Source organism: Acidobacteriota bacterium (assembly GCA_038040445.1).
Classification (GTDB): Bacteria; Acidobacteriota; Blastocatellia; order UBA7656; family UBA7656; genus Onstottus_A; species Onstottus_A frigus.
The window spans coordinates 68,434-88,866 of sequence record JBBPIG010000022.1 but is presented as its reverse complement, the minus strand read 5'-3'; the positions used below and the strand labels follow the sequence as shown (position 1 = coordinate 88,866).

Genomic DNA, 20,433 nt, shown 5'->3' with positions numbered 1-20,433 from the left:
CCTCTCGCTAGAGCGCGCTCGCTCGGACTTGCGTCACTACGATCAGAAGCGGCGTGCCGGTCGGCACGCAGATGGCCTGACTGCTCTGAACCAGCAGCGGTTGCCCGTTGGACAACACCCGTGTCGTCCCACTCAACCACTGCGCGGTAACGCAAGGCCCGTTGGCGCCGGGTGGAGGCGGCAACGCGCAGCCGGCCACTACGTAAGGCGCGGTCATCAATACCGTCGGCTGGCCGCTAACAGTCACACGAGGATTGGGCACGGTGGGCTGCGCCTGTCCCCCGTGTGAGCAAAGGACCTGTGCGCCAACGTGAACTAGAAATCCTGGCATACTCGTCTCCTGATTTCAGATTACAACCAGCGCTCCGTTGTTTATCGTGACCGTGGGGCCGACCATCATTATCGTTGCGCCCTTGCCGTTTGAAATGAAAATCCCGGCGTCATTGACCACAATCGAAGCGCCGGTGGTGCTTTTAAGGATGACTCCTCCTGTAGGGACAGCCGGCGGCATTACGGGAGGCGGCGGCGCCGGAGGCAAGTCGCTGATGATGATCGCGTTCTGCAGCAACGACTGAATGACAATGTTCGGGTCAGCTGGATTGCCCGAGCGAACCGCGAGTGGGATGTCGGACTGTGCGCCCCAGCGGCACCCGACCCAGATGGGATAATCCGGATCGCCATGTTCAAACTCTACCCATACGCCGGTGCCGATCGGAGGAACCATATACACCCCCATCGGCGGACCGGTCGGCCCCGCGAGCGGGACACACGGTTCCGCCCAGCTCGAGGGGATCGGCCCGAGAACGTCCGGGATCATCAACTGCAATCGGCCGCGCTGCTGCGGATCCACGTTCTGGATGACCGTGCCGCGATACTTGCCTACGTACTCTTTGTTTGGGCTCGATAAGCTCATGGTCCAACCACTGGCGTCTGTGAAATCAGTCCGTCTCTTGAGAGCGTGAATGACTGCTTGTACTCTCCCTGCTTTATGTTGTGCGTTACACTGTTGACGTAATAAAAGCCATCGTAAGCGAGGCCGGCGCCGCGCACACCCACCACCGTTCGTGTTTTCAGAATTGCACCGTACTTCGTCGTATTCAGCGAACCGTTCCCGGTGATCGCATCGGCGTTGTCCAGCATCAGTCCGAATGCCTTCTTCAGCGCCTCAGCCACCGAGAGGTTGGCCATTTTTTTTGAAAACTGTATCTTCGCCGGAGGAGTCAGCCGCGCACCCAGCGGCGGGTGAAGGAAGCTGACGTTAGGAACGGGAATCGGGATCGGGATCTTGCCGGTTATCGGATCCAGTATCGTGATCACCACGACCTTCTTGGCGAGACCGTCCAACGAGAAAGTGAGCGACTCGACGTTGGTCTGCCAATCCATGTTGACGCTGAGCGCGGGCTGAGGCAGCGGAACCGGCACATCCGGCCCGAAGTAAGCGGTGCTGGTCAGCGGCGCCGGGCCCGGCTCGACATAGAACACGTACCCGCATTCCGAAGCGAGGCCCCTGACGTACTCCCGATCGCTTTCGGTTTGAACCGGTATCTTCTCGGTAAGATTCGGAGGCGCGTCCCCCGGCGGAGGCACGATCACCGGCACAATTCCGAAGACCGCATACTTGGCTAAGATCAACGCGACCCGGGCAGCCACCGGCATCCCCGGATAAGGAATCTTGATCTCGACTACATCCATCAGCACGCTCAAATCCTCGCCGGTCACAGTAAGCGTGGACTGGCCGGGTTCATTACTCGGCGTGACCTCGTGTCGCGTTATGATCCCGTCCATGAGCACGCGTGGCAGCCCGTTCATCGTCGCGATTATCACCACCCTCGTGATGATCGGGTCAAAGTACCCAGCCGGCAGCATCGCCGTCTGCAGAGGCGACAACTTGCCCACTGTAAACGTGAGCTGAAATCCGCTGCGGCCTTTCGAGCTGTTCACCTGAACGCTCTTGAGCGCTTCCATCACCGGCTGCGGCGCGAGTACGGGCACGGTTGGTCCGATCATCAGAGTGAGATAAACCCCCTTAAGCATTCGGTGTCCCCGGGATTCCTTCCGGCAGCGTTATTCGAAGCCGCCGGCCAATTTCTTCAGTCAACTCCTCGGGCCGCATCGCGCGGTTCGCGTCGCACACGCGCCAGAACTGCAGTGGGTCGCCCAGGTAGCGCGCGGTTACGTTGTCCAGTCGATCGCCCTGCACCACAACGTGTTCGAGCAAGGTCGAAAAGCGTTCGGGCTGCGGCACGAACCGGCGTCTGAGATAAGCGTAGGGCTTGCCGTCGCGAGCCTCGATCGTCGTAGTCTCGATGCCGAAGTAGCGGCTGGTCGGTGGAAACGTCATTGTTCGCCCCTCTGGACGTCGCTAGAACCTCAAGCCTGCGCCGGCGTTCTGGACGCTGTTAAAGAGGTTGGTTGTCGCCATAACCTCTTTCAGAATCTGATGGGTCAGGAAGAAAACCCGCCCCACTCTGGACAGGTCCTGATAGCTGAGCACTGCAAGCGACAAATCGACCTTGGCACGGATCGGATTCAAGAGCTGATCGTGAGCTTCCTCGGTAATGCTAAGGCTGGTGAGACGCACCGGAATTACGCGTTGCGGCCCCCACACGAAGAGTGTCATCGGCGCTTCGACAGGGATGATTTCAATCGTCCCGAACAGCTCAGCCACCAGGTTGCCGATCACCGTCGCGCTCGGCGGGTAAAGCATCAGCTCCAGCGCGGAAAGCGTGGGATAGATGCCGGTAGCCAGAGCGATCGGATTGGCCTGTTCGAGCTGATCGGTCGCGTCGATCTCGATGCTGAGCGTGATCGTCTCTTTGGGCGCTCCGGTCAGGCGGAAAGCTTCGCCGCGATCGCCTTCGGCGGAGACTGAGCGCGGGTCGAGCTTTCGAGTCATGGTGTCCGGGTTGTATTGGAACACGACGACCCTGCCGAGCGGATTCAACGGATCGACTCCGATTAATGCGCCCTTGAGCAGGCGTGGTGAACCTGGAAATGTGCTCATTGCGGATGTTCTCCTTGCTCGCTGTTATCCCTTCTGCCTCAAAATGTTGTATCGCGATTCCTCCTCAGTATTTCATTGAATCAGGCGCTGCTTCGTTGGAGCATCAGTTTGCTACATTCTTCGTACTCACTGCCGGCGATGGAGCTTTGACAACGATCAGGTTGACTCTGGGAGCGTTACACTTCACGGTAGTGAGGGCCGGGCGTCGCCGCTGTATGTTCACGGCTGGCTCTCCGGTTCGCACTCTCTCAGAGCGATCCGCCAATTCAGCGCACCACCTCAGGAACTCTATGCCTCTCATGCCGCTGTGGCTCTCTCAATCATGATCAAGCCACGCAAGTACTCGACCTCAATTCTTTGCCGTTGCTCAGTGACGTGGTCTAGTAAATAGAAAACCGTCTCTTTACCTGTCAGCCCAGTTGTTAGCCCAAAGCTTAAATAGCGGCCATCAGGAGACCAACTAAGACCATTTGTTAGACTGTGCTCTAACCATCCGGCTTGGATTCGAAGAGGGCCAGTGGTTCGATTGACCCGGTCAAAAATGAAAAGCCCACCATCTCGTTGAATGGCGATGCGGTTTCCATCGGGATGGACGGCTGGCGCAGAGCCTTCGACCAAGATCTCGCGTTGCTCCTGCAAGACATTCAGCGCTTCTATCTGACCGTGCGGCGAATGGTAAGCGATCCGCGCATCATCAGGAAACCATACCGGCGTGGCGCCGTGAGCCACTGCCCCTTCGGCAATTCTGCGCGACTGGCCGCTCTCTAGGTCATAGATGTACAGGTCGGCGGCGCCTGTTTGATTTGAGGGCTGTGCGTAGCAAATTTCAGTGCCAGCCCGGTTGAACGAATGGTGCAAAATATAGTCCGTCCGTAACAGGAATTGTGTGGTCTTTGTTTGTGGCTCATAAACTGCGAGCACTTGCTTCCCGTGCGTACGATCTTCAGCCGTAATCCCGATCCACCCCTGCTTCGGCGCATATGAACAATTGCGAATATCACCTGGCTGCCAGTCTAGTGTGATTGGCGTGACCTGTTGACCGGACGAAAGAATCTTTCCTAATCGAATGTCCAGCCCGCCCCAACCCAAAAATTGTATATCCGCGTTCATTTCCATCTCTTCTCTGTCAATACGGATTGCTAAGTATTAGAGCCCCCATCCAACCAGCTCAAGTTGCAGTCTCCTCCTTGGGTGACTCCTCACCACCAGCAACATAGATTTGTGGCGGGCAGGGTGGCGCGGGGGCATGATCCCATCCCGGAACCCAGCCAAGCCCCTTTTTACTGCCATCAGCGCAACAAGTTTTGGCTAGAGTCGCAGCAAACGTGTTGCTGTTTGGCCCTCGGGGGTTCTTGTAGACGCTCGGATCAGCATAACTGCTATAGGCATCGGACATACACTTTGAGAGATTTGTAACTCCAGGCTTGGGGTCGCACTGCTTAACGTTAGGCGAGTAACTCTGCGGATCAGTTGACGTGCTTGTCTTGGCCGCGCAACCTTTCAGGAAGTTTCCGCTAACTAAGGTCTGAATAGCATAATTGCCCGCCATGTTTTTGCCTAAGCAGTCATCGCGCCCGGTATCATCAATGTACGAATGATTAATCCCGAACCAGCCAAGTGGATTATCTAACCGCTTGGAACAAACCTTTGTACGCTGAATGAGACTAGACGAAACCATGGAGGGAACCTGAACTTGAGCGCCGCTCATACACTGAGCCGCGCTTCTGTCAGCCTCTTGCTCATAACGATCATTTTCTTCACCAAGCTTGCTATCTTGCTGTAAGGCCCGCGCGTTTCCACCCTGCTGTATAACGTGTGTCAACTCGTGCGCGAGCAATCGTTGCCCGGCGCTCGTCGCCGGAGCGTACTGTCCCGCCCCCAGCACCACATCCGATCCCACCGTGTACGCGAGCGCGTTCACCGCCCGCGCCGACTCTGCAGCCTTCGCATTGGTATGTACTCTCACCTGACTGAAGTCGTGCCCGAACCGCGGCTCCATGAATGCTCGTGTGCTCGCATCGAGGGGTTGACCAGGCGAGCGCAGCACCTCATGCACAATCGGCGGCACACTGCTCACAGGCCCCGCACTCGCCGCGGCACGCTGCAAGGCGCCGTCGCGGTTCTTGCCACACCCTTCGCACTCTCCACCCGCGACGGTATGACTGCCGCAGGCGCACTTGCGCTGCAATAGAAGAGAATGCGATGGTCCAAAGTCGCCGCCCATTTGACGCGTGGCGCTGGCTGTTCGCTTCATATCAACTCCTGTTCGACTTTCTTTCAACTCTGACGGCTGACTTCAATCCCCACCGATTCAGCTTGCCGATGCCCTGCGCGTCCCAGGTCCGCCACTCCAGCTTCCACGCGCCTTGGTTCTCTCATCTCACTGGTCTGCTTCCGAGTCTCTCTGATGACCGGTGCCGTCATAGCGGCCGGTGTCGGTCGCTATGATGTACGCGCAGCCGCGTTCATACTTCGCTATGATCCAGCCGTTCGCGCCAAGGCCCCGCGCCGCCGAGTTGTCCGGCGTCTCAGGAGTCGGATCCCACCAACCAAGTTGCACGCCAGGCTCGGCCTCCCAAGCCCCGGGTAGATACATATAGGCAGCTCCGCCTCTACCGAATAGGGTCATTTGCATCCGACCCATAAGTTCGAGGAATTCGCTAAGTGAAGTACTAAACTTCAAATACTTCGTGTAATAAGCGATCTCGGATCCCGGCTCCAGCTTATAGTAGTGCAGGTTCGCTGCCCCCTCTGGCAGATCAACCCCCAATGACGTCTCGATACTGCAACGTGTGTTGAAACCGGTCATTACCTTCAATCCTCTTTCCCGATCGACGTCAACTCCGCGGGCAGACTAGGCACGCTAGGTAATCAACTCGCACGCCGCGCCTCACGCGGTTCAGCGATTGAGATCCTCGGAAGATTGTGCCCCAATTTCGCCGCCCCCAACTTCCCCGGGTGGCCCCCCCACCGCTTCCCCTCCGGCCGCGCCGGCTTCGATATCGACGGCCGTCCTCGTCGCAGGGCCGCTCGCCGCGGAGGGAGTAGCGCCCGACCAAGTGGCTCGCGTGTTTGCGTTGGTTTGCCACACCGGCACCTGCACGCTTGTTACCGGAAAAGGGCGACCGGGAAGAAAAGCGGCCGCAGTCCTGACCTTAATCTCAGCCGATACTGGGCGACCTGATCCTGAGGAAAATGGCTTCGTGTCAAAGTCCCAGTAATCGTAGAAGTCCATTGTGCCAACGAAATTCCAACCGCCTGCCGGGCTGACGGTGAGTCGTCCCCTGTAGTTAATTGTGAAGTTACCCAGCGTGCCATTGGTGAGGGCGCCACCCCAGCCAGAGAACGTGATGAGTTGTGTCCCGCCTCCGCCTGAGCGCAGGTTCGCCACGTGCTGCAAGAAAACTGCACTGCGCTTCAAGTCTACGATTGGATTGCAGCCCACCATTTCTGCTTGGGACAGTGTGACTGCTGTGCCGGTGTCATTCATGTAGTTGTTGAGAAGCATTCTCGGGACGGGATCCGAGAAGAAGCTCAACCAGGCGCGCCTTTCCAGCCACGTTGCCGCTCTTCGATATATGACACCCGGTTTCTGCTGGACAACGTGGGCAAGTTCATGAGCAATCAATAGTCTGTCCGACTCGGACTCACCGGGGCCCATCCAGATGTCATGTCCATGGGTGAACGCGCGGGCTCCCAATCCCTCAGCGACCAGTCGAGCAGTTGAACTCGTATGCAGTCTGACCCGGCTGAAGTCTTGCCCAAATGCCGGCTCCGCAAATTCTCGCGTCGAAGCGGTCAACGGTCGGCCGTCGTCCACAGGTAATTCAGGCACGGACCTTGCCGCCCGTGCTGTCGGCAATGTCGACAGCCCTAGTCGACCCGGCCTCAACGGCGCAGCCGTGGGTGATTCGCTCGATCGGCGCACTGCCCACTCCGCAGCCTTGTCGGCCATTTCTTCGTGTACATCGTGCTCGGCAGCAACGGCCAGCTTCGGTTGGATGAAGCCTCTACTCAGCAGTCCGGCGCTGGTCCGGCTCTCTCTGAATTGGCTGATTGGCTTCGGCTCGCCTGGTCGCCTGCGGCCCGATGCGCTTACCTGACTGAAGTCCAAACTTAAGGAAGGCGACGACGAGGCTTCCCCAGCGAGGCTCGGCCCTCGGCCTTGCGAGGGCCATCCGTCGTGCGCATCTGGCAGTCCGGGCACATGACCGTTGAGTGACGTACTGCGCCGAAGGATGCCACCCTTTCCTTGGCATGCTTGACACCCGGTTCCGCCCATTGTGCGATTACCGCAGCCACAGTTACGTCGTAGCGCACCGACTGAAACGTGAGCGGCTGCGGTGTCGCTTCCCCCGGGGCTTTGTTGTGCTCGCTTGTTCATATTCTGCTTGGCTGCGAGTGGTTTTGGCTCTCAATCCGTTAGGGACCAGCAATCGCGTTCAACTCATCTCTGCAAGATGTGAAAGCTCTACATTCATTTCAACCTTCCCGAGCAATCTTCAATCCCCACCGATTCAGCTTGCCGATGTCCTGCGCCTCCAGGTCCGCCACTTTCAGCTTCCAAGCGCCTTGAATCTGCTGCCCGGTGAGTGATGCGAGTGCCGGCAGCGAGGGCGGCGTGTAGGTCTGGATCAGGTTATCCGCGCCGGCGCCGCTCCGGTTGTGCAGCGTAACCTCGGCGCCGGCCGGCGAGACCAGTCTCACCAACAGGTCGCCGATGAATGTGTGAGTGATGTCTACAGATACCGTGACTCCTTTCACCGTGCCGGATTCGGCAGTCGTCAAGGCGCGTTCGATGCCAGCCGGGTTGTTGTCCGGAATCGATGTGCCCGGACTCTCCTGGAGCTCGATCGTCGAGAGGGCGCCCGCTTGAATCTCGATCTCCCAACTGTTCAAACGCCCTGTGTCGACCGCTGCCAGGTCTTGCACGAGCAAAGTCCAATTCCCCTGAACCGGCTGGCCGGCCAGCGCGCTCAACGCCGGCGTCGAACTCAGATCGAACGTGCGCTGGAGGTTGTGTGCATTTCCGCCGTTGCGATCGTGGAGCACGACGGCGCTGCCGGAGGGCGCGATCAACGTGACTCTCAAATCGCCTATGAAGGTGTGGGTGATGTCAACCTTCACCTTCACTGACGACACGCTTGCGACGTCGGTGAGGTTGATCGCGTCGCGAACGCCGGCCGGATTGTTGTCGGGGACGTTGAGCCCCGGCGCCGAGTTCTTGCTGACGCTCATGAGCGGCTCGAGGTCCGGGGCGCGCGTGGTCACCCGCGAGGAGGCCGACGAAACTCGTTCGGCGTCGGCGATCCCGAGGCGATCTTCCACCGCGTCGGGCAATGCCCGCACGACGAACTGATCGGTAGCCTTCGTCAAAAGGACCTTGCGGCCCGCGCGATAAGTGTAAGTCTCTTGCGATTCAGGCATGCTGTTCCCTCCACATATTCCTCTGGGCTTGGACCGCGTTAGGACACAAGCGCAAAGGCATCGGCATTAAGATTCTCCTCGATTCCGCATGGGATTAGTTTCTCAGCACTCTACCCATCCTGTGCGGGCTGCGACCATGCTTCACCAGGAAAAAAGTCGGAGTCTTGTTCGGGCACTCCGTTCGTTTCGGTCGCTTCATCGCACCTCCCTAAATCCTTGACCGCTAGCGTGCTCATATAGTCCTCAATCTTCCGATCAACGAGTGCTGGTGCTAGCCACGCGGTCTAAGACCTTTAACAAGGCGCCTCTGGCATAGGCCCAGTTGTGACACTTGAAGCTGCGCAGGTCTCGAATTGGGCTCTGACACTTGAAACAGATCAGATCGGCAATGGCCCGCGGCGTCTCAGTGTTGACATACTTCTTATCGCCAAGAATCACCTTAACAAGCAGTTCTTTGTTATGCGTCTTGGACAAACCCGAAGCGACGATGTCGAGCCAATTGGTTTCGCGATCACACTTCGGGCAGCGGCGCGTGTCCCCGCTCACCCACAGGGGAGCGCCAATCGTTTTCGGCTCCATCCCGAGGAGCTGCTCAATCTTTCGTACGTCTTCGTCGCTTGTCACCCACCGTTCTTTTCCCGGCAAAGATTGCGGCGAATCATAGACCTGTCTGAAGACTTCAGGGCTGACGACGCGCGTCGAGGGCTGTGAGGTTGAAGCCGATGTAGGCTTGCTTGGCATAATGGTTACGCTCCTTTCTTCAGTGTTCGATCTTCACTCGGGGTTGCCGATCCGCCCATGTACCGCTCCTGCGATCTGCTGCCCCAGGTCGATCGGGTTGGCTTGACCGCTCAACTGGATCGAGGTTGCAGGCAGGTGTGGCATAGTGCCGCCGCTCAACAGACGTGACGACAATCCATCGACCGCCAGCAATCGAGTCAGCTCCGCTTCGACGGCGGCTTGTACGTGTGCGTGCTGGCGCGGCTCAATCGCAAGGCCGTCCAAAATCAAACGCTCAATGTGAAGCTCTATGTTCACGCAGCCGTTCCTTCCGCCAACCCCGCAGGTTCTTGCCATTGAAAATCGGCTTCGTTCATCGGCCGCTTCAGCTTTAAGAAATCCGTTCGCGCGGCTTCCAGCACCAGCGGCATCGTGACCGGGGTTCCGGCTTGCGCAGCCAGGAACGCAGCGTTGATCGCAACGTTATTGATGCTGCCGCCGTTGAGGGTGAGCTTGGCCAGCCGCTCGAAGTCCAGACCGCGCGTTTCGGTTTCTCGCGGAAAAATCCTTCGCCAGATTGCCGCGCGCTCTGCTGCGTCGTGCGCCCGAAACTCCAGGATAAACCGAATGCGCCTCAGAAACGCCGTGTCCAACGCGGCTTTCATATTCGTTGCCATGATCGCAAGCCCGCTGAACGACTCGAGGCGTTGCAGCAAGTAGTTGATCTCGATGTTGGCGTAGCGGTCATGACTGTCTTTGACTTCGCTGCGTTTGCCGAACAGCGCGTCGGCTTCGTCGAAGAATAAAATCACTCCGCCGTCCTCGGCCGCGTCAAAAAGCCGCCGCAGATTCTTCTCCGTCTCGCCGATGTACTTGTTGACCACCGCCGACAGGTCGATGCGGTAAAGGCTCAGGCGCAACTCGTTGGCCAGGACTTCAGCCGCCATCGTTTTACCGGTGCCGCTCTCTCCGGCGAACAACGCGTTGATGCTCAGCCCGCGCGACCGGCTCGCTGCAAAGCCCCCAGTCTCGTAGACCGCGCCGCGATGCCTGACCTGGGATGCGATCTGCGCAAGCAGCTTCATATCCGATTCGGGGAGCACGATGTCTCGCCATGTCGATTTCGGCTCGATGCGTTCGGCCAACCCATCGAGCCCGGGGCGCGTCGCTGCAAGACACGCATTCCACAACCGATCAGATCGGGCTTTTGCCTCCTCGTCAGGTTGCTGCAGCGCGGCCTGGGAGATTTGCTGAATCGTCGTAAGGTTGAGATTGAACTGCCCCGCCAGCGTCGCGGCCGTCTGATCCGACTCGGGCCCGAGCGCGGCGATCCACGAAGACCTCTGCTCGGCGGATGAAGGCTTGGCTACGTCGACGGTGATCACCGGGCGGCTCAACTCGCGCCGCGCCTCTCTCACGTCCAGGAAGATGACACCGTTGCCACGCGTCAGGAAACGGCTGATCGGTGGCGATTGCGACTCCGCGGCCGCCTCGCGGCCAGCCTCGCGCGCATCCAGGTAGATCGCCAGCGGCCAGAGCGCGGTCTCGCGTTCAGCCAGTCTGGCCAGCGTTTCGAGATCCACGGCCTGAGCCGGGATTAGCTCAGCCGGCAGACGATAGAGCCGAAGGCCAAGCTCCTCGACAACCCGCTGGGCGATCATTTGTTTGCTCGCGGAGTCGGGACCCACAAGCTGGATCACCGGTAACTGCTGCGGCGCGATGGTCTGCCGCAGGCGCTGCATAATCGTTTCGACCGCGCGCCGATGCGACGGCGGCAACCCGTCGGCGGCGTCATCCCCAGAAGCCGCCATCGTCAACACCGTTGTCATCGGCAGCAGCAGCGGCGACAGCCGGTCGTCAAGATAGTTCAGGCCTTTTAGAAAATTTACGATTCGCTCGTCGGCGCGAAGGGCGCTGGTGGTGAGAGGCTGCGCCCCCGGTTGATTTATCTCGAGCAACCGCCAGTGACGCAGCGGCCCCTCCGGCGACAGCGCGCTCCATTCGGGTTCATCAAACAACGTCATCGCCAACGCGAACGTGGGGTAAGGCCGCAGCGCGTTGCCTTGCGCTTCCGCGCATAGTGAGGCAACGCCAGTGTCCAGCTCCATCGCCGCGCACAGCAGCAGTATCTCCTTTTCGAAACGAGAGAAACCGAAACTACGGCTGAGCATAACCATAGCCGGCGGCGGCATCGCGGCTTCGGCTGCTGCCAGTTCGTCGGCAGCCTGCGCCAGCATCTCTTCGGTGACCACCGAGTAATCCGGCGCGGGCGGAAGCAAGGCTCGCGGCTGGCTGGCGTTGGGCTCAGGCTTGCCCCGGAAGCGCCATTTGCCGCCTGAAACGTTCCGCTGCGGAGGTAACTCCGCGCTGACTCCCGTAGAGGGACCCGGGAAATGCGGCGACAATCTGTTCAGCTTCAGTCGCAGCCAGTTGAGCGCGGCTGTGAGATAGCGCTGGTTGTTCTCCTGCCAGTTGTTCGAATCGGTGCTCATAACTTCCTTAGGTAATCGTTATCCTCTTGCTGGCGTCGAACTCGGGCGGTGTGCTCTCGGGCTCGCCTGGTTGGAGAGGCGCCAGTATCTCGCTGTCCACTCCATCAACACGCAGTCGGGCCAGCAGCGGCACGCCTATCGGCACTGGGAGGTCTCCGTCGGGTGACTTAAGGATGATGAACTTGAAAAGTTTTGTCGGAGCCACGGGAGGGGGCTCACGGCGCACCTCGAAGTCCCCAACCAGCAACGCAACACGTTGCTCGGCCAGGACCGCAACGCTGCATGAGAGATCTATCATCGCAGTGCCGTCAGGCTCGCGCGGACGGGTGAGCGGAAGCGGCGGGTCAATGACCGGCGCGACCGCGAGCGCCAGCTCGTTGCTGGTAATCGTTCCGTGTGGCGACGGAAGTTCAACGGCGATCGTGTAGAACCCGGGCGCGAGGTCGTTGTGAAGCGTCACGTCGAGTTGCGCGTCACTCACACCCAAGGTCACTGATGGCGGAGGGCTCGCCAGACGCAATGACCGCAGCCGGACAGTCCCGCCTGCCAGCCGGCTACCGATTACACTGATGGTGTCCCCGGGTTGCGCGCTCAACCGGCGCGGCGGCAGTTTGAGCGAAGTCAGCACCGGGAACGGGGGAATCATATCGGGCTGCGAGGTTACGCCACGATCGTCCTCGCCGCGCTTCAAGACCGGAAGCGGCGTCTTCGACGGACGTTTGCTCTCGATCAGCACCAGCGAAACTTGATAGGCAGCCGACGTGCGATAGTGCGTCTGAAACGTCGTCCACAGCTTCGAGATTTCCTCGAAGGTCAGAGGCTGGAGGGTTATTCGCACGCGCTCCAACTGCTCGTGCAGATCGCTGTCTTCCAGCCCCGAGCCGGCGGATGTCGCGTTTTTGATTTCGGCCGCGCTCAACAGCGGATGATCGTGAAGTACTCCCATCGCGTTACCCAGCAGCTTGTGCGCGCTGGTGTCGTTGTCGTCGCCGCTGTAGGCGGTCAGCAAGTAGTAGAGCGTCAGCGGCAGCGGCGGCAGACCGGTTTCATTGGGTTTGGTCTGGCGCGGCATATCGCGGTTTCGCCACGCAGCATCGGGGAGTGCCTGGTACAGAAACAGGTTGAGCTGATCACCATTGCCATTGTTGCCACGCGCGAGATCCAGCGGACGCGCGGTGACTTCGGAAATGCCTACGCCAGTGGCCAGTAAGCTGCGCAACGTGGCGGTGACGGCGGCGATTGCCAGGCGGTTGCTCATCGCGCACTTCCTTGATTGCGCCGCCGCAGATAGTCGTCCAGGTTCATGACCGGCGTTGTTGCTCGCGGCTTCGCGGGTGATTGCGTTGACTGCACCGCTCGTACCTCGATGCGCCCGATGGTTACGTGAACCGTCGGTTGAGAGTAAGCGCCGAGCCGATTGAGCGTCAGGCGTTCGGGTCCAACCTCAGCCAGCGGCGCAATGCGGGATTGAACGACGATCGGAAACCCTTTTGAGCTGCTCTGTTCGCGAGCGTCTGATGGAGCCGCAGTAACCGAAACAGGCAGCAGATTCGCGGCCGGCTGGGTTAGACGCGATTCTTCGAGCATCGATTTCTCGCGGATGACAACCGTGTGGATCTCGCGTTCTATGCCAGGCTGCGTACGCTTGAACGAGGGCCGCGCACTATCTTCCTCGTCGTGTCTGCTCAACGAAGGTTGAATGGTCTCGGACGATCGTCCTGTACCGGTTGGCGGTCGTTCTTCTCCAACAGCTTCGCGGCGGTAAGGAAAGGTTTTCAGAGCGGGCTCATCAGTAGAACGCGACCTGGCCGAATCTTCATCGCGCGGCTTGCGCGAGGTTGAGCTTCCGCCTCTGACCTGCTCGGGATCATCCGTGAGCCTTTCAACCGGCCGCACTTCAATGTGCACACTCTGTTGCGCGGACTCCGCTTTCGGAGGTGTCTGTTGGTTCGGCTCTCGACCAAGTAAGGACGGCGAGAGCCCGGCCCCGTCGGCTGCACCCCGCGAGACCGGCGGCAGGTTCATTTGTTGCGACGGCGCTCGGTCCGGCTCAGGCGCGACATTGGGTGATTCCCTTGTCTCGCCCCCGGTTGCGCGTTGCCGCGGAGCGTGCTGGATAGCGGCTCGATCTGTTTGGGAATCGGGTTGCGAAGGTTTTGCCGCAGCCGGACGATTGTACTCAGAATTATCGATTGAGAGTTCGCGTGTCGGGGACGCGGGCTCGAACCGGCCGCCGAGCCGTGGGCGCACCGGGGGGTCAGGATTCAGGGTCCGCGCTGCGATACTTGCCAGATAGTTATTCACAATCGAGTTGCACCACCTGCATCAGGTCGCATCGCCGATCATCTGCAGGTAAAGTTGTCGCCGTTGAGCACTCATCGCCAGAATGTCGGCCTCGCGCCAACCGAAAGCAGACGCCAACACACAAACTTCGCGCAAAACGCGGTTGGCCCAATTGTCGATTTCCTTCCAAAGGAACGAGACGATGTCAAAGGCGGACAGCCACCGATGACCACAGTCGGCGCATTGGAAGTCGAGTTGAACATTCGCTTGTGGGTCCGCTTTCTCCATCTCGGACGCGATGACTTCTATCAATGCCGCCGGCAGGCTGCGCGATGAATCGAGCCTTTGCCTGCGGCCGTTGCGTCGAACCTCAACCAGACAACGCCAGAGCAGCCTCCGAATGGTTGTAGTCTCATCGCGCTCCTGGCCATCATCAGCGTCGAGTGCAGCCAGGTCTTCGCTATTGGGCAGCCTGAACTGCGCGCGGTAGCCTTCGCTGGTCGCGGTGAGCGTTTCGGGGACCGGCTGATCGACGGCCGTTCGAAGATCTGCCGCCTCAACGCTCAGTTCGAGCTGCTGGCCGCATTGCGGGCAGGCGACCAGCCCGGTCAGCCGCGAGCCAAAAAGACCTTCGCGCAAAGCGAGCAAACGGGCATCGCGCCGGCCGATGCTCAGTTTGGCCAGGTCTTCCCCGGAGGAGTCCAGCGAAGCGGTTGCGAGCAATATCAAAGCCTGTCTTGCGATCGGTTGTGCTCGCGCATGCTCCCAGACTGCCAGCAACTCTGAAGCAGAAGGAGTTCGCATCACTGAGGCTCAGTGAAAGTAGGTTCCTTGGGCTCAGGCACCTCGACGTCGCGCTCCCAGCCTTCGTTTTCAAGCTTGATGTGTTGTATCAGGACCGCGTTGGCGTTGGCGTCGAGATCGGCCTGCGCCTGAAATTCCGAGACCCAGCAGCGGAAGACCTTGTAGGCGAGGGAAAGCTGGCCCGCTTCGTTGTAGACCTCGATGATGACGTCTTTGCGGAAGTCTTTGAGGGACACTTCGGCGCCCAGACCCGAGCCGAAATTCCAAACCTTGTTGGCCCATTGCTCGAACTCTTTGTCGTGCGTAACGCCACGATCGAGCGTTATGGCCTCGTACTCGGTGCGGCCGGGCGATTTGCGGCTACTGGAGGGGTCGCCGCCGTCGCGATGCTTGACAACTTCCGTGGTGCGCTTCAACGCGCTGACCTTGCTGATGCCGGCCACGTACCTGCCATCCCACTTCACGCGGAATTTGAAGTTCTTGTACGGATCGAAACGCTGAGCATTAACGGTAAACTGAGCCATACGTTTTCCTCCCGGGCGTTACACCTCGATTTGACCGGCCATCTGTTGCAGCTTGATGATCACAAACTCGGCGGGCTTGAGCGGCGCGAATCCCACGATGATGTTGACGATGCCGCGATTGATGTCGCTTTGCGTCGTGGTCTCTTTGTCGCACTTCACGAAGTAGGCGTCGCGGGGCGTGCGGCCCTGGAACGCCCCCTGGCGAAACAGGTCGTGCATGAACGCGCCCACGTTGAGCCGAATCTGAGCCCACAGCGGTTCGTCGTTGGGCTCGAAGACCACCCACTTCAAGGCACGATACAGGCTCTCTTCGATATACAAAGCCGTACGGCGCACAGGGACGTATTTGTATTCGTCGCCTAGCTGGTCAGCACCCCGCAAGGTGCGCGCACCCCAGACAACGCGGCCAAAGACCGCAAACGAGCGCAGGCAGTTGATGCCGAGCGGATTGAGCATACCGTTTTCGGGATCGTTGAGGTTGACTTCCAGACCTTGAATACCGGTCATAGCTGCGTCTAATCCCGCAGGCGCCTTCCAGACGCCACGCTGCGCGTCCGTGCGCGCCATCACGCCGGCGACGAGGCCGCAGGGAACGAACGTATCAATCTGTCCATCGCGTTTTGGGTCGGCTTCCAGCACGCGCGGGAAATAAAGCGCAGCGTTGCGCGCGGCGGGACCTGACAAATTGAGAGCGCCCAAGCCGGCGAGCGCCGTCGCGGCGGCGGTATCTTTGTTGCTCGACCAGGCTTTCGGAGGATCAACGATGAGCATGGCACGGCGTTCGGCACAATAGATCATGGCCGCTCCATAGACATCGCTTGGCGCGTCGCCATCGCGCGTATCCGGTGGAATGCAGAGCAGGTTGAACAGATCGACCTTCTCGAGCATGTAGAGGCCAGTCTTATCAGCTCTCACGCCCTCGAAATCAGCCGCCGTCGTCAACGGAGCGCTGTCCTTGCCGTCGGACAGTCTAACAAACTTGGTTTTGTCAGCTTTGGCATTGGCCGGGTCTTCCTCGTCTTTGCTGTTGGCCGGACGGGTCGCCGGTAAATCCGGCGTCTTATCGACTTTCAGGCTGACGCGCACGAGATTGGATTCTTCGTTCAAAACCCGATCAAGCCGCCGCGAACCGGAACCCGCTGCCACCGCGACGTTCAGGAATTTCTCGACTCTGCCGTTGGGCGGGTCCTCGAAGATCGTCAGGTTGAAGAGATCGGCTTTGGCGATGCCATAGCGATTAGCGACATCGTCGGTGATGCCCTTTTCATCAACCGTCACCACCAATTTGTCACCCCAGTTGCCTGGATTGGCCGCATCCAGTTTCAGATCGGCGTTCTTGGAAGTGGCCGCGCCTTTCTGCAAACGCACGATAATCGCCTGGCTTCCGCCGTTGATATAGAAATCCTTGACGGCATAACTCATAGGGTAACTCACCTGCAAGCCGCCGAACGTGCGCTCGAAGTCAGCAAGACTGTTGATTGTCACCGGATCACCGGTCGGCCCGCGCATGGCTCGACCGATGAATGCAGTAATTGAGGTCGCCACTCCAGTGATCGTGCGGACGCCGCTCGGTATCTCCTCGATGTAAACGCCAGGATAGGTCGGTGCAATTGGCATAGTTTAACTTCTCCTTGATCAAATAGTCGGGCTCGCTGCCTATGTAACCAGTTCATTCGGTGAGGATACTCGAACCGTTCGCGGTTAGCCGAGTTTCAGGATTACAACCCCGGGGCAATCAAATAGTTCCCGGCCAATTTTTGAGACATGACTCGATTTCATCTCGTCTGTTGCGATCGATTCCGTAATGAACTCGCGAATCAGTTCCAATTCGCGTGACTATCAGCCCTCGCTCAATCAACTGGGCGAGCGCTTGTTTTACGCGCTCGGTCTGCCGGCTGATCTTCTGGTCCAGCAGCCACCATTCAACGATCCCTTCAAGTGTGTCCTGCGCCTCTGGGTTGGCATGCAAGTAAGCGAGTATTTGATAATCCGTATCAGGTTCATCCGTCGTTTGCCCGCCAGAGTTCACAGCCACTCCTTCGCTCCCAGGTAGCCACAATTGCAATTCCCGTGCGCGGTACTTAATCGTTGAACCCACGCGCCGCGGAACTATTGAGGTAGGACTTCTTAGTCCAGCATGAAACGCAAGGCAATGGATCTCCCCAGCCCCCGTCGCTGTATTACAGTAGGAGATTAATGTCCTACCGTCAGCACGTCTTTGTCCAGGTCCGGCAACAGGATTTTGTTCCGCACCTTGCCGCTTGTCCCAGGCGGCAGGATTCGCTACAGGCAATCACCGGCGGCAAAGGCCGCAAAGAACAGGGGACTACCCCAGCCGCTTAGAGACTGTGTCACCCCCCAACTGAAGTTGGGGGTTTTGACACAGTCTCCTTAGGCTTGGTTGAACAATCCCGCTCGACGTAATAACCTACCTCTCCTGAACTGACGGAATGAAAGGTGGAATTTCCACCCCAGTCTTCGGCGAATGAATGGAGGCAATACTAATGGCAATAGATAAGGTCGCAGTGCTCGGATGCGGGTTGATGGGCTCGGGCATCGCCCAGGTGTGCGCTCAAGCGGGGCGCGAGGTAACCGTCATCGAAGTTTCGGAAGAATACTTGAACAAAGGTCTCGGCAGCATAACGAAGCAACTCGGAAAGATGGTCGAGAAAGGCAAGCTGACTGCTGAGGGCCGCGACGCGACGCTCGCTCGACTGCACGGGGCTACTCGGCTTGAGGACGCGGCAGGCGCCCAGATCGTCATAGAAGCAATCATAGAGAACATGGAGGAGAAGAATAAGACCTACTCACGGCTCGATAGGATCTGCCCTCCCGAAACGATCTTCGCCTCGAACACCTCGAGCCTGTCGATAACGCAGATGATGACGGCGACCGGCCCGGAACGGCAGCGACGCTTCCTCGGAATGCACTTCTTCAACCCGGTGCCGGTGATGAAGCTGGTCGAAGTAGTCCGCACGATTCTCACTGACCCGGAAGCTTTCAGCGCCGCAACTGCGTTCGCTCGCGAGATCGGCAAGGTTCCCGTGCAGACCTCGGACCGAACCGGCTTCATCGTGAACCGTCTGCTTGTGCCTTACATGCTCGATTCAATTCGCGCGCTCGAGGAAGGCGTAGCATCGATCGTGGACATAGACAACGCGATGAAGCTAGGCTGCGGGTATCCGATGGGACCGCTCACGCTTGGTGATTTTGTCGGACTCGACACGACGTTTTATATAGCGAACATCATGTTCGACGAGTTCAAAGAGAAGCGGTTCGCTCCGCCGCCGTTGTTGAAGCGGATGGTGATGGCGGGGTTGTACGGACGAAAGAGCGGCCGCGGGTTTTACGACTACAGCGATCCGAACAATCCGAAACCGATGAGCCTCTTGTAGCGTCGGACTTCAGCCATTGATTCGCACGGCCTCCCGATTTGGAGTGTGGTGGCACCGCTTGTCCGGGCCCCGGAGTGGCGGAAAACGAAGCGAATACAACGCCGAGCATCGCAGAGAAGGCACATATCCTGAAGTGGTCCCGTACATTGTTCCACTTTGCAGTTGGCGCAAGGTCTTTCGCCACTCCCGTGGCTTGCGGTTGGATGATGATCGCGTCCACTAACTCCCACAGCTCACGATGTGGCCATCGGCTTTCGCCACTCAGTGGCTGGGAGCGTCGTGAGACACGTCACGTTGATATTGACATCGCCACATCTTCTGTAATAGCGTGCAGCGGGCTTCTTCGGGAACGCGCGCGACTAACTCGATACCGAGGCACGACTGGGCGGAACACGCGAAGACGAGTAGCGAATCGCCTGGGATTCATCGTTGCGATTTAAGATAAGTAGAGTGATGAATACAAGATTCTGGGACCGGATCGCGAGCAATTTCGACAACGAAGTTTTTGATACTCTGGCAAATGACCGGAATCGTACTCTGCTAAGTCACATTGATCGGTTCAGCTCCGCAGAGTCAACGGCCTGCGATTTTGGCTGTGGGGTTGGAAGATACGTCCCACTACTAGCAGAGAGGTTTAAGACCGTCTGTGCTACTGACGTCTCAAGAAACTGCCTGACACTGGCGCGAGATACTTGCCGTGGTTTCGACAACGTCGTCTATGTGAGGGCTGATCTCTATAGTTCCCGATTAAAGCTCGGGAAGTTCGATTTCGGGATAAGCGTAAACGTGCTTCTGGAGCCCGCTCCCCAAAAACGGCGGCGTGTATTGGATAACATGTTTCGGCATATCGCGAACAAAGGACATATCCTGGTAGTTGTACCTTCGTTGGAGTCAGCTCTTTACTCAAATCTGAGATTGTCTCAATGGAACGATAGATCAGGCCATCGCCAAGACGAAAGATCTGCGATCAAGTTGCCTCGAAAGAAATCGCGCGGCGCTGACGTCATCAACGGGATACTGAATCTTGACGGCGTTCTGGCAAAGCACTATTTGAGGGAGGAACTGTTCGTTTCGTTGGAAGATGTGGGCTTCGAAGTCAGCCACGTGGATAGGGTCGAGTATCCCTGGATCGCGATATTCGACAACCCACCTAGATGGATGAAAGACCCGTATCCCTGGGACTGGTTGGCGATTTGTCATAAGAAATGAAAATCATCGGTGATAGTCCGGAAGGAAATGGTATTAATAACGCATTTAAGCAAGGTACTGCTGCCGAACGGGGAGTAGACAATGCCACAACCGAAAGCGAGCCGCCCGCACATGCCGGGCTATGGAATTCTCGAAGCTCATAAAGGCAAAGGCTTGCTACCCTGGAGCTGGGCCACCGAGCGCTTAGCGAAAGCGCGGAACTACTGGGTAGCGACGACGCGGCCGGATGGAAACCCGCACGCGATGCCGGTGTGGGGCGTGTGGCTCGAAGATGCCTTCTACTTCAGCACCGGGAATCAATCGCGCAAGGCTCGTAACCTCGTCGAGAATCCACGCTGCGTCATTTGCTGCGAACTCGGCGAGGACCAGATCATCCTGGAAGGTGTCGCTGAGTTAATGGACAACTCTGAGCTGCGCCAACGATTCGGGGATGCATACGGCCCGAAATACGAGTGGGGCATGGAAGGCTTCGACGAACCGTTCTACGAGGTTCATCCCAGAGTGGTGTTCGGGTTTACCTCTGCTGGCGGCGAGTTCACCGGCACTGCGACTCGGTGGGTGTTTGACTGACTGCT

Annotated in this window: 22 protein-coding genes; 3 read left to right on the top strand and 19 right to left on the bottom strand. The window is 58.6% G+C overall.

Annotation, left to right across the window (positions count from 1 at the left end; genetic code table 11):
- Positions 1-7 precede the first annotated feature (7 nt).
- From AABO57_21495 to AABO57_21405, 19 genes are all read right to left on the bottom strand, one after another.
- Positions 8-331, bottom strand: a complete 324-nt coding sequence (locus AABO57_21495) for a hypothetical protein (protein ID MEK6288301.1) — start codon at positions 329-331, stop codon at positions 8-10.
- A 15-nt stretch (positions 332-346) separates the two neighbouring features.
- Entirely contained in the window at positions 347-913 is a 567-nt protein-coding gene (locus AABO57_21490) for a phage baseplate assembly protein V (protein MEK6288300.1), read from the bottom strand.
- Positions 910-2,034: a hypothetical protein gene (locus AABO57_21485; GenBank protein ID MEK6288299.1), complete on the bottom strand. Its 1,125-nt coding sequence runs from the start codon at positions 2,032-2,034 to the stop codon at positions 910-912. Before AABO57_21485 ends, AABO57_21490 begins: the two co-directional genes overlap by 4 nt.
- Positions 2,027-2,341: a LysM domain-containing protein gene (locus tag AABO57_21480; protein ID MEK6288298.1), complete on the bottom strand. Its 315-nt coding sequence runs from the start codon at positions 2,339-2,341 to the stop codon at positions 2,027-2,029. The genes AABO57_21485 and AABO57_21480 overlap by 8 nt, the downstream gene beginning before the upstream one ends.
- A 21-nt stretch (positions 2,342-2,362) precedes the next feature.
- Positions 2,363-3,004: a hypothetical protein gene (locus AABO57_21475; protein ID MEK6288297.1), complete on the bottom strand. Its 642-nt coding sequence runs from the start codon at positions 3,002-3,004 to the stop codon at positions 2,363-2,365.
- A 297-nt stretch (positions 3,005-3,301) separates the two neighbouring features.
- On the bottom strand, positions 3,302-4,120 hold the full coding sequence (locus AABO57_21470; protein ID MEK6288296.1) for a hypothetical protein: 819 nt from the start codon (positions 4,118-4,120) through the stop codon (positions 3,302-3,304).
- A gap of 52 nt (positions 4,121-4,172) precedes the next feature.
- Positions 4,173-5,258: a DUF4157 domain-containing protein gene (locus AABO57_21465; GenBank protein ID MEK6288295.1), complete on the bottom strand. Its 1,086-nt coding sequence runs from the start codon at positions 5,256-5,258 to the stop codon at positions 4,173-4,175.
- Between the two features lie 126 nt (positions 5,259-5,384).
- A complete protein-coding gene (locus AABO57_21460; protein MEK6288294.1) occupies positions 5,385-5,813 on the bottom strand; it encodes a hypothetical protein in 429 nt (142 codons plus the stop codon).
- Between the two features lie 90 nt (positions 5,814-5,903).
- A complete protein-coding gene (locus AABO57_21455) occupies positions 5,904-7,211 on the bottom strand; it encodes a DUF4157 domain-containing protein (protein ID MEK6288293.1) in 1,308 nt (435 codons plus the stop codon).
- Between the two features lie 275 nt (positions 7,212-7,486).
- A complete protein-coding gene (locus AABO57_21450) occupies positions 7,487-8,431 on the bottom strand; it encodes a proprotein convertase P-domain-containing protein (protein ID MEK6288292.1) in 945 nt (314 codons plus the stop codon).
- A gap of 255 nt (positions 8,432-8,686) precedes the next feature.
- Positions 8,687-9,172: a hypothetical protein gene (locus AABO57_21445; GenBank protein MEK6288291.1), complete on the bottom strand. Its 486-nt coding sequence runs from the start codon at positions 9,170-9,172 to the stop codon at positions 8,687-8,689.
- Positions 9,173-9,205: 33 nt separating this feature from the next.
- Positions 9,206-9,469 carry a hypothetical protein gene (locus tag AABO57_21440; GenBank protein MEK6288290.1) on the bottom strand — a complete coding sequence of 88 codons (264 nt, stop codon included), beginning with the start codon at positions 9,467-9,469 and terminating at the stop codon, positions 9,206-9,208.
- Positions 9,466-11,643, bottom strand: coding sequence for an ATP-binding protein (locus AABO57_21435; GenBank protein ID MEK6288289.1), 2,178 nt, complete (start codon positions 11,641-11,643; stop codon positions 9,466-9,468). Before AABO57_21435 ends, AABO57_21440 begins: the two co-directional genes overlap by 4 nt.
- Before the next feature lie 7 nt (positions 11,644-11,650).
- On the bottom strand, positions 11,651-12,901 hold the full coding sequence (locus AABO57_21430) for a DUF4255 domain-containing protein (GenBank protein ID MEK6288288.1): 1,251 nt from the start codon (positions 12,899-12,901) through the stop codon (positions 11,651-11,653).
- Positions 12,898-13,551 (bottom strand): hypothetical protein, encoded by a 654-nt coding sequence (locus tag AABO57_21425; GenBank protein ID MEK6288287.1) that lies wholly within the window; start codon positions 13,549-13,551, stop codon positions 12,898-12,900. The genes AABO57_21430 and AABO57_21425 overlap by 4 nt, the downstream gene beginning before the upstream one ends.
- Positions 13,552-13,968: 417 nt before the next feature.
- Positions 13,969-14,730 (bottom strand): phage baseplate protein, encoded by a 762-nt coding sequence (locus tag AABO57_21420; protein ID MEK6288286.1) that lies wholly within the window; start codon positions 14,728-14,730, stop codon positions 13,969-13,971.
- Complete coding sequence (locus tag AABO57_21415) at positions 14,730-15,254, bottom strand: phage tail protein (protein ID MEK6288285.1); 525 nt, start codon at positions 15,252-15,254, stop codon at positions 14,730-14,732. The genes AABO57_21420 and AABO57_21415 overlap by 1 nt, the downstream gene beginning before the upstream one ends.
- An 18-nt stretch (positions 15,255-15,272) precedes the next feature.
- The gene (locus AABO57_21410) at positions 15,273-16,871 is read right to left on the bottom strand and encodes a phage tail sheath C-terminal domain-containing protein (GenBank protein ID MEK6288284.1); all 1,599 of its coding nucleotides are present in this window, start codon (positions 16,869-16,871) and stop codon (positions 15,273-15,275) included.
- 118 nt (positions 16,872-16,989) lie between these two features.
- Positions 16,990-17,289: a hypothetical protein gene (locus tag AABO57_21405; protein ID MEK6288283.1), complete on the bottom strand. Its 300-nt coding sequence runs from the start codon at positions 17,287-17,289 to the stop codon at positions 16,990-16,992.
- Positions 17,290-17,758: 469 nt separating this feature from the next.
- Between AABO57_21405 and AABO57_21400 the strand changes: the two genes are divergently transcribed.
- The 3 genes from AABO57_21400 to AABO57_21390 all read left to right on the top strand — a co-directional run bounded on the left by AABO57_21400 (position 17,759) and on the right by AABO57_21390 (position 20,428).
- Positions 17,759-18,649 carry a 3-hydroxybutyryl-CoA dehydrogenase gene (locus tag AABO57_21400; GenBank protein ID MEK6288282.1) on the top strand — a complete coding sequence of 297 codons (891 nt, stop codon included), beginning with the start codon at positions 17,759-17,761 and terminating at the stop codon, positions 18,647-18,649.
- A gap of 972 nt (positions 18,650-19,621) precedes the next feature.
- The gene (locus AABO57_21395; protein ID MEK6288281.1) at positions 19,622-19,858 is read left to right on the top strand and encodes a hypothetical protein; all 237 of its coding nucleotides are present in this window, start codon (positions 19,622-19,624) and stop codon (positions 19,856-19,858) included.
- Between the two features lie 81 nt (positions 19,859-19,939).
- A complete protein-coding gene (locus tag AABO57_21390; GenBank protein ID MEK6288280.1) occupies positions 19,940-20,428 on the top strand; it encodes a pyridoxamine 5'-phosphate oxidase family protein in 489 nt (162 codons plus the stop codon).
- The last annotated feature ends 5 nt before the right edge of the window (positions 20,429-20,433 follow it).

Excerpts from the sequence above, each read along its gene's own strand:
- AABO57_21415 (MEK6288285.1), bottom strand. The coding sequence starts at position 15,254 with ATGGCTCAGTTTACCGTTAATGCTCAGCGTTTCGATCCGTACAAGAAC.
- AABO57_21410 (MEK6288284.1), bottom strand. The coding sequence starts at position 16,871 with ATGCCAATTGCACCGACCTATCCTGGCGTTTACATCGAGGAGATACCG.
- AABO57_21485 (MEK6288299.1), bottom strand. The coding sequence starts at position 2,034 with ATGCTTAAGGGGGTTTATCTCACTCTGATGATCGGACCAACCGTGCCC.
- AABO57_21400 (MEK6288282.1), top strand. The coding sequence starts at position 17,759 with ATGGCAATAGATAAGGTCGCAGTGCTCGGATGCGGGTTGATGGGCTCG.
- AABO57_21495 (MEK6288301.1), bottom strand. The coding sequence starts at position 331 with ATGCCAGGATTTCTAGTTCACGTTGGCGCACAGGTCCTTTGCTCACAC.
- AABO57_21420 (MEK6288286.1), bottom strand. The coding sequence starts at position 14,730 with ATGCGAACTCCTTCTGCTTCAGAGTTGCTGGCAGTCTGGGAGCATGCG.
- AABO57_21480 (MEK6288298.1), bottom strand. The coding sequence starts at position 2,341 with ATGACGTTTCCACCGACCAGCCGCTACTTCGGCATCGAGACTACGACG.
- AABO57_21460 (MEK6288294.1), bottom strand. The coding sequence starts at position 5,813 with ATGACCGGTTTCAACACACGTTGCAGTATCGAGACGTCATTGGGGGTT.
- AABO57_21470 (MEK6288296.1), bottom strand. The coding sequence starts at position 4,120 with ATGGAAATGAACGCGGATATACAATTTTTGGGTTGGGGCGGGCTGGAC.
- AABO57_21475 (MEK6288297.1), bottom strand. The coding sequence starts at position 3,004 with ATGAGCACATTTCCAGGTTCACCACGCCTGCTCAAGGGCGCATTAATC.
- AABO57_21430 (MEK6288288.1), bottom strand. The coding sequence starts at position 12,901 with ATGAGCAACCGCCTGGCAATCGCCGCCGTCACCGCCACGTTGCGCAGC.
- AABO57_21390 (MEK6288280.1), top strand. The coding sequence starts at position 19,940 with ATGCCACAACCGAAAGCGAGCCGCCCGCACATGCCGGGCTATGGAATT.
- AABO57_21490 (MEK6288300.1), bottom strand. The coding sequence starts at position 913 with ATGAGCTTATCGAGCCCAAACAAAGAGTACGTAGGCAAGTATCGCGGC.
- AABO57_21435 (MEK6288289.1), bottom strand. The coding sequence starts at position 11,643 with ATGAGCACCGATTCGAACAACTGGCAGGAGAACAACCAGCGCTATCTC.
- AABO57_21450 (MEK6288292.1), bottom strand. The coding sequence starts at position 8,431 with ATGCCTGAATCGCAAGAGACTTACACTTATCGCGCGGGCCGCAAGGTC.
- AABO57_21445 (MEK6288291.1), bottom strand. The coding sequence starts at position 9,172 with ATGCCAAGCAAGCCTACATCGGCTTCAACCTCACAGCCCTCGACGCGC.
- AABO57_21465 (MEK6288295.1), bottom strand. The coding sequence starts at position 5,258 with ATGAAGCGAACAGCCAGCGCCACGCGTCAAATGGGCGGCGACTTTGGA.